Here is an 8,619-nt window from a genome sequence, read left to right as displayed (position 1 = left end):
GGCGCGCCAGGGCCAGCTATTAGAGAATTACACCGCCATCATCAAACGGCAGGGTATCTTCACCCGGGGTGACCGCCGGACGAGCGCGCACCGGTGCTGGCGGCGCGGCCGCCTCGCCGCCGTCAACGTCACCGGCGCCAGCGCCCTGGGTGTTGTTGGCCTCGGGGCCGCCGCTGAGGGCACCTCCGAGAATGTTGATGCTTTGGGCCAGCGGGGCGCCGGAACCATCGCGTTTGCCGAACTCGGTGGGCAGGGCGCGCACCACGCCGGCGCTGGAACTTGCCCGAGCCGGACCGTGTCCGACATAACCCAGCTCCAGGTAATCCTCGCCCTTCACAAAGCGGTGGGCGCGCACCCCGGCCGTCGCACGGCCCTTGGCAGGGAACTGGTCGAATTCGGTCAATTTCACCGACTGGCCGGAGGTTCCCGGTAGTGTCTGCGATCCGGCGGCAATGGTTGCAACCACGGCGTTCCGGGAATCACCGGCCACCACCCCGAAATAGATGACCCGATCATCGGCACCGAGTTTGATGCCGGCCATGCCTCGTCCGGTCCGGCCCTGCGGGCGAACCGCGGAGGCGGCGAATCGCAACAGTTGGGCCTGGCGGGTCAGGAACACCAGCTCATCCTCGTCCTCGCAGACCGCGGCGGTCAGGACCCGATCGCCATCCTTGAGGGTGATTGCCTCGAACTCATCACGGTTCAGCGGGTATTCAGGGGTCACCCGCTTCACCACACCCTGCTCGGTTCCCAGCGCGATCACCCTGTTCAAGGGCACCAATCCCACCGCCGCTTCGCCCTTGGGAAGTTTGAGGAACTCGGCAACGGCCACACCCTGGGCCAGCTGGGGGAATCCGTGCATCTGGGGGAGTACCGGCACATCGATCAGTGAAATACGGATGATCCGCCCGGTTGAGGTTAATGCCCCGATTTCGCCCCGGGCCGTCGAGGCGACCTGGGACAGCAAGACATCGTGCTTCACCCGTCCGGCGGCGAAGTCCAAGGCCGTCCGGTCATGGGTCCGGGCAATCTGCCCGGTTGCCGAGAGCAGAACCCAGCAGGGGCTGTCGGCAACTTCCATCGCCAGGGTGGCTTTTTTGCCCGATCCCACGGCTTCGGGCAGCGCGGTGCCCTTCAGCGGCTGCAGCTCGGCGCTCTTGGAGAGTTTGGTGCGTCGCGGGGTGCCGAAGGTTTCGGCCATCTCGGCCAATTCGCTGGAGACCAGTTCGCGCAGCAACACCTCGGATTCGAGGATTGCCCGCAGCTGCTCGATTTCCTGGCGCAGCTGTTCGGCTTCGGTTTCCAACTCGAGCCGGGAGTACTTCGTCAGTTGGCGCAGGCGCAGCTCAAGAATGTGGTTCGCCTGGGCTTCGGACAAATCGAACACACTCATCAGCCGTTCGCGCGCCTGGGCGGTCTGCTCGGAGGAACGGATGATCGCAATGACGTCGTCGATGTCAACGATCGCGATCAGCAGACCTTCAACCAGGTGCAGGCGGTCTTCACGTTTTGCCAGCCGGTAGGCGGTGCGGCGGCGTACCACGTCCACGCGGTGATCCACGTAGACGGTGAGCAGCTCGTGCAGTCCCAGGGTCTGCGGTTGCCCGTTGACCAGGGCGACGTTGTTAATGCCGAAGGAGTCTTCCAACGGGGTGTGCTTGTACAGGCTGGCAAGCACGGCGTTCGGGTTGAACCCGTTTTTGAGCTCGATGACCAGCTTCAGGCCGTTGTGGCGGTCGGTGAGGTCGACAACGTCCGACACGCCGGAGATCTTTTTGTTGTTCACCCCGTCCTTGATCTTCTCGATGACCTTTTCCGGGCCCACCGCGTAGGGCAGCTCGGTGACTACCAGGGCCGACTTTCGAGCGGTGACCTTCTCCAGTGCTACGGTCGCGCGGGTGCGGAACAGTCCGCGGCCGGTGCGGTACGCATCCTTGATGCCGTCCAGGCCCACGATCGTGCCTCCGGAGGGCAGATCCGGGCCCGGCACAAACTTCATCAGTTCGTCGACGGTGGCATCTGGCTCCAGCAACAGGTGCCGTGCGGCGGCAATCACCTCGCCGAGGTTATGCGGCGCCATATTGGTGGCCATGCCCACGGCAATGCCCGTGGTGCCATTAACCAGCAGGTTGGGAAACGCCGCCGGGAGGACCTCTGGCTGCATGAACTGATTGTCATAGTTCGGGACGAAGTTCACGACGTCTTCGTCCAGATTTGCGGTCATTGCCACGGCGGAAGCGGCCAGGCGCGCTTCGGTGTAGCGGGCGGCCGCCGGTCCGTCGTCCAGCGACCCGAAGTTTCCGTGTCCGTCGATCAACGGCAGGCGCAACGAGAAGTCCTGCGACAGGCGCACCATGGCATCGTAGATGGCAGAGTCGCCGTGCGGGTGCAGTTTTCCCATGACTTCGCCGACCACTCGGGCGGACTTAACGTGGCCCTTATCCGGGCGCAGGCCCATCTGGGCCATTTGGAACAAGATGCGACGCTGTACCGGTTTCAACCCGTCGCGGGCATCGGGCAGTGCGCGCGAGTAAATGACGGAGTAGGCGTACTCCAGGAACGAAGACTCCATTTCGTTGGTGACATCAATGTCAACAATGTTCTCCACAAAATCTGCGGGGAGATCTTCCGACTTCTTTCGAGCCATGACCCTGCCATTCCTTCAACTACATCATCTTTTTTGCTTAGGTCGCAGACTGATCGTGTTCCTGCTGGGCACAATGTCGAAGTCACGACTATCCTAAGCCTATGGTGGATCGTAAACTTTCGGTGGCATATCCGGCCCATTGGGAAGCAGACGTGGTGCTTCGCGACGGAAGCACAGCACATCTTCGACCGATAACACCGGCCGACGCACAAGCGTTGCAGGATATGCATCAAAAGCAATCCGAAACCTCGGTTTACCTACGCTATTTTACGTACAAGTCATCGCTCACCGCCAAAGAACTCGAACGCTTCACAAATGTCGACCACGTGAACCGCGTCGCATTCACCGTTTTCCGCGGGGACAACATTATCGGTGTGGGACGTTATGACCGGCTAGAGAACCCGGCCGAGGCCGAAGTCGCATTTAATGTCTCCGACGCGTATCAGGGGACCGGCATCGGTTCGATCCTCCTAGAGCACCTTGCCGCGGCCGCCCGTGAAAACAACATCACCCGTTTTACCGCAGAAGTTTTGCCCGAGAACCGGAAAATGCTCACGGTATTTTCTGAAGCCGGGTACGCGGTAGCCCGCCATTTCGAAGACGGGGTGGTGATGCTCGAATTTCCGATCAATCCCACCGAACGCTCGCGTGAGGTCACCGAGGCGCGCGAACACCGGGCGGAGGCCAGCAGCGTGGCAGGGATGCTGGCACCGGCCTCCGTGGCGGTGATCGGAGCCAGCCGGACCTGGGGCAAACTGGGTCACAGCGTGCTGGATCGGCTGGTTGAAGGCGGTTACACCGGGGCGACCTATGCGGTGAATGACGCCGCGTTGGAGGTCGGCGGCCACCTGGCCTATGGCAAGGTCACGCAGATTCCGGCTCCCGTGGACCTGGCGGTGATTTGTGTGCCGCGCGACCAGGTAGCCGCCGTCATCAAGGATTGCGCCGCCCACGGCGTCAAGGCCTTGGTGTTGATGACGGCGGGCTACGAGAATGCCGATGGGCTTTTGGAACAGCGGCAGCTGGTGTCGCTGGCGCGCGCCAACGGCATGCGGGTGCTTGGCCCGGCCTCGTTGGGTTTGATCAACACGGATCCAGAGGTCAAGCTGGTGGTCACCGGAACCACCGTGCAGCCGACCGCGGGAAACGTGGGGCTTTTCAGCCAGTCGGCCTCCATGGGGGTGATCCTGCAGGGGGTCAGCGTGCAGCATGGGGTGGGGGCCAGCAGCTTCATCTCCTCCGGTCTGCGTGCCGACGTCTCGGGTAACGATGCGATGCAGTACTTCGAGGACGATCCGCGGACCGACCTGGTTGCCATGCATCTTGAATCCTTTGGCAACCCGCGAAAGTTCGCGCGGATCGCCCGGCGTTTGGCGCGCAGCAAGCCGGTGATTGTCGCCAAATCCGACCTGTTGGGGCGCCGGCTTCCGCCGGGGCATTCGGCGCGCGTGGGGCAGGCCCCGACCGGTGCGTTGAATGCCATGCTGCGCCAGTCAGGAGTGATCCGGGTGCGTTCGGTGGAGGAACTCATGGATGTCGCCGGCCTGCTGTCTGCCTTCAAGGCCCCGCTGGGCGACAACGTCGCGGTCCTGTCAAATTCACTGACGTTGGCCGAGGTGGTCGGTGACGTGGCCGAGGCCCGTCATCTCAGTGCCACGGTGGATCCTGCGGAACTCGACTACGCGGTGGGCCAATCGCGGGCGTTGGTGCAACTTCGCGAGCGTGTGGCCGGCTTGGTGGAGGATCCGAGTGTCCATGCGGTGATCCTGGCCCACCTGTCCTACTCAGGGATTTCAAGCGAGGCGGTGCTGGAGGTGCTCAAGGAATTCACCACCCAAGCAAAACCCGTGATCGCGGTGTTGCCCGGGCAGATCGATCGGAAAATCGCCGGAGGCATCCACCACGGGGTGCCGGTCTATACCTCACCGTCCGCCGCCGTGGGAGCGCTGAGCAAGGCCTACGGCTATCGGCAGTGGTTGGATATTCCCTTTGAGCCTTTGGAAGAACCCGACGGTTTGGATGTGGAGGGTGCCGCGACGTACCTTCACCAGCTGGTGGAGAGCATTCCAGGCACAGATTTGCTGGAGTTGAACACGCAGCAGGCCTCCACGCTGCTGAATTTCTACGGCATCAACATTTTCCCATCCAGGGTGGTGCACACGGCCCACGAGGCGGTCACCGCGGCGGATGAGCTGGGCTGGCCGGTGGTTCTCAAAGCCAATGACCCCGATCTGCGTCAGCGCCTGGATTTGGGTGGTGTCCGGCTGAACATTCCGGATGCTGAAACTCTGGAAGCTGACTTCACTCACATGAGCGCCCTCATGCAGGGGTACGGGGTCAGTTCCCTCGAAGTTCAATCCATGGCCGCCGCTGGTCAGGCCTGTGTGGTGAAAGCGCTGGAGGATCCGTTGCTGGGTCCGGTGGTGTCCTTTGGGCTCAGCGGCGATGCGGTTAACCTGCTGGATGACTGGGCGCATGGGGTTGCGCCTTTTTCGGCCGCGGATCTCACGCAACTGGTTCGCCGCCCGCGCAGCAGTGCGCGGCTTTTCGGTTATCAGGGCCTTCCCGCAGTTGACCTGGATGCGCTGAAAGACTTTGTGACCAGGGTATCGCTGTTCAAGGACAACCATCCGGAGGTAACCGTCGCCCACTTTGCGCCGGTATCTGTGTCCACGGATTCGCTGAGTGTTTTGGACGTCAAAATCAGTATTGGCAACGCCAAACAGCGCACCGACAGGATCCGCAGGGCCTTGCGTGGCTGATCTTGACGACACGAAACCTGAAACGCGGCGCTTCGCTGGGTAGAATTGAACCATGAGCTCTGCAACGTATTCGACGACTGCCGGTGCCGACCTGCAGCATGATCTGGTTCGCGCGGGCTTCTACCCGCAAATGGTTCAGGATGTTCTTTCCGAGGCAATGCTGGACTTGCCGGTAGTTGACCACTTCCTGCATCTGGAGACACATTTCGATCACACCGAGGTCCACCGCCACATCACTGTCATGGTCCGCAGCGACAAGGTGCTGTTCATCGTGCACGTTGATGATCAGCAGCTTGATGACCACGGGCACGACGTCATGGCTCAGGTTTCGGTGGAAATGATCAGCCTGGCCCGTATCGCCTCGATCGCCACCAGCTATGTGTACTACCAGCCGCAGCATTACAGCGCTTCCGACCTCGTCCGTGAGCTGACCTTTGGCATGTCCTGGAACGGCACCAAGCGCATCGACCTGGCTCCGGCCGAATGCGCCGATCCGCAGTGCGAGGCCGATCATGGGTTGAACGGCACCTCCCAGCCCGAAGACCTGGTGCTGCGTGTCAGCTCGGAGGCCGACGGCCAGCGTGCGGTGGACAAGGCCCGCGAATTCGCGGTGCGTTTGCGGCTGGCAACGATCGCCTGAGGGACGCCAAATACAACGTGAGCGAGACTTTTTTGCCTGTCCCCAGCCAAACTATGCCGTCGGCTCCGGCCTACGGTATCAGTACCCTGTCTGAAATCCTCCCCTCGGCGGCTCACGCCCTGGGCATCCCGGGTTACCAGAACCCCTTGGGCCTGAAACCCGCCAAACGTGTCGCACTGATCATGGTTGATGGATTGGGCTGGAATCAACTCAAGTCGCACATCGGGCATGCACCCTTTCTTCGCTCGATGTTCGACCGGGCGCAAAAACTGGGCACCGGGTTCCCCTCCACCACCGCGACCTCGTTATCCAGCCTCGCAATCGGGGTGGCGCCGGGTGAACACGGGATGCTCGGCTACGACGTGATTGATCCGGACCGTCGCCGGGTGGTGAATCAGCTTGGCGGGTGGCCCGGTGACCTGAATCCCGGCACCTGGCAACCGTTGGCTACGGTATTTGAGAAGGCTGTCGAGCACGGCATCCATACCGCAACGGTTTCCATCAGCCAATTTGCCGATTCGTCGCTGACCCGGGCGGCGTTGCGGGGACCAAAGTTTGTTGCCGCGCGGCAACCGGCGGCTCGGGCCCGGGCCACCGCGGAGGTGTTCGCTTCCCACCGCAACGCCCTGGTCTACACGTACTTCAACGAGCTGGATAAGGCGGGGCACAAGTTCGGGGTGGATTCCCCGCAGTGGCGTGAAACTCTCGAAGAGCTTGACTACGTCATCAAGAGCCTTGTCTCGCGCCTCCCGGAAGAGACGACGGTGCTGATCACCGGGGACCATGGCATGGTTGATGTGCCGGCATCGCAGCGTATCGACTACAGCCTGCAACCCGAGCTGATTGACGGGGTTGAGCTGACCAGTGGTGAGCCACGCGGTGTCCAGCTGTCGTTCGCCGCCGACACGGACGCACAGCGTCGTGATCAGGTTCGTGCGGCTTGGCATCGTGCCTACGGCACCAAGGCCTGGATCTTGACTCGTGAGCAAGCCATTGAGCTTGGCTACTTCGGTGAGTTGCGACCGCAGTTCGCGCCGCGCCTGGGAGACTTGATGATTTTGGCCGCCGAACCCATCGCCTTTTACGACGGCCGGCGCGTTAAGCCCATGGCATTCGAGATGGTGGGCCAGCATGGTTCGCTGACGGCAGCCGAACGATTTGTGCCGTTGTTTGTGCACCGCACCAGCTTGTAGCCGCTGAGCAAAATGCTAAAAAGATCCGGAAGCAACCAGGAAGTTGCTGCCGGATCTTTCTAGTATTCGGTGTGCTAGGAGTCGGTATCCTTTTTGCGTTTGCCAAACATGATGTCATCCCAGCTTGGCACCGAGGAGCGCTTGGCCTTACGGGCGGAGTCATCCGCTGGTTCTTCGGCGGGTTTTGCCCCGGCGCCAGAGGCGCGATCCGCGTCGGTCACCACCACCAGCTGCGAGGTTCGCGGAGAGATGCCCTGCGGAAGGTGCGGCAGCGAATCGTCGTCCTCTGCCTCGTACTTGCTCATTCCGCGTTCGATGATCTCGTTATACCGTGCTTCGCGCTCCGGGTCTTGGTCCTTGGGACGCTGACCGCGACGCGCATTGAGCAGCGAGACGAGTTCTTCGGTTTCATCTGGTTCCGGTGCCGCGGGTGCCCCCGGTTCCTCCACCTGGGAAATCGCGGAAACCGGGCGGAAGTATTCCGGGGCGACCTGTTCGCTGAGGGTCTGCGCCCAACGATTCAGGTTGCTCAGGGTCTTGCGCGCCGGAGCGAAGGACCATCGAGCCACGTTTTCCGGCTGCGGCAGTGCATTTTCCAGCTTTTCAACATTCTCGGCTGGCAACGGAGAATCAAACTCAACGGTGACGATCCACTGGCCCTCTGGATCTTTCCAGGAGTTCCAGCGGGCGGTCAGCGGGTCGATATTTAGCTGATGCAACCGGTGAGCGACCATCGAACCCAGATCTGCTGGTTCTTCGCCGAAAACTTCGCGGTACTCCGCATCGGTCTGCGGCCCGGAGACCTCAACACGGCGAGCCAGCTCAGCGATGTGCTCACGTTCGGCCAGGACCGGACCCTCGTACTTGACGATCGATTCGATCGGTACATCCCATTCAAGTGCCAGATCATAGGCCGAGGCGCCAGCGCGAACGCGTGCCTGAATCTCCCGGGGAGTATGAACCGAGGACTCACCGCGGTTGCGCGGTGCGCGCGAGCGCGCGATTTCGGCCATGGCACTGCGCAGGGCATCGTCAACGGGCAACTCAAAGCTCATCCCGTCGTCGCTGCTGACCTGCAGACTGGAACCATTTTCATGAATTCCTACCAGTCTCAGCTGACGCATTACTACCCTCCACACGGTTCATTTACTGAATAAAACTTTGCCACTTGTGACGCGATTTTCCTACCACCGGGCGGGGCGTGGCGCAAGAATAGTCGACTGTTTCACCGAGAAATTCGATTCCGGCCTTCCGCCATGGGCGTAGGTCGCCGGCGTCCGGGCAGATTCCGCGGTTCGTTGACGTTATACTTCAATGCCGGAATGAAAATTGTCTCCCACAATTTTCACCCCATCCAAACGCCTGCAGAAAAGAGCT

Annotated in this window: 5 protein-coding genes; 3 read left to right on the top strand and 2 right to left on the bottom strand. The window is 61.5% G+C overall.

Features of this window, described 5'->3' with window-relative positions:
* Positions 1 to 19 precede the first annotated feature (19 nt).
* Positions 20 to 2,647, bottom strand: a complete 2,628-nt coding sequence (locus ACIOWL_RS16475) for a DNA topoisomerase (ATP-hydrolyzing) subunit A (protein WP_400387477.1) — start codon at positions 2,645 to 2,647, stop codon at positions 20 to 22.
* 101 nt (positions 2,648 to 2,748) lie between these two features.
* Here ACIOWL_RS16475 and ACIOWL_RS16470 point away from each other — a divergent pair, with 101 nt between their 5' ends.
* The 3 genes from ACIOWL_RS16470 to ACIOWL_RS16460 are packed head-to-tail and all read left to right on the top strand — an operon-like array spanning position 2,749 to position 7,242.
* Positions 2,749 to 5,409 (top strand): GNAT family N-acetyltransferase, encoded by a 2,661-nt coding sequence (locus ACIOWL_RS16470; RefSeq protein WP_400387474.1) that lies wholly within the window; start codon positions 2,749 to 2,751, stop codon positions 5,407 to 5,409.
* A gap of 52 nt (positions 5,410 to 5,461) precedes the next feature.
* Positions 5,462 to 6,049 carry a DUF5998 family protein gene (locus ACIOWL_RS16465; protein ID WP_400387472.1) on the top strand — a complete coding sequence of 196 codons (588 nt, stop codon included), beginning with the start codon at positions 5,462 to 5,464 and terminating at the stop codon, positions 6,047 to 6,049.
* 17 nt (positions 6,050 to 6,066) lie between these two features.
* Complete coding sequence (locus ACIOWL_RS16460; RefSeq protein WP_400387469.1) at positions 6,067 to 7,242, top strand: alkaline phosphatase family protein; 1,176 nt, start codon at positions 6,067 to 6,069, stop codon at positions 7,240 to 7,242.
* Between the two features lie 74 nt (positions 7,243 to 7,316).
* Here ACIOWL_RS16460 and sepH read toward each other — a convergent pair whose 3' ends face one another.
* Positions 7,317 to 8,366 (bottom strand): septation protein SepH, encoded by a 1,050-nt coding sequence (gene sepH, locus ACIOWL_RS16455; protein ID WP_400387467.1) that lies wholly within the window; start codon positions 8,364 to 8,366, stop codon positions 7,317 to 7,319.
* Positions 8,367 to 8,619: the final 253 nt, after the last annotated feature.

The sequence above is a fragment of the Glutamicibacter sp. NPDC087344 genome (genome assembly GCF_044744225.1).
Lineage (GTDB): Bacteria > Actinomycetota > Actinomycetes > Actinomycetales > Micrococcaceae > Glutamicibacter.
The sequence above is the reverse complement of the archived record's forward strand: the minus strand, read 5'-3'. Positions and strand labels throughout refer to the sequence as shown.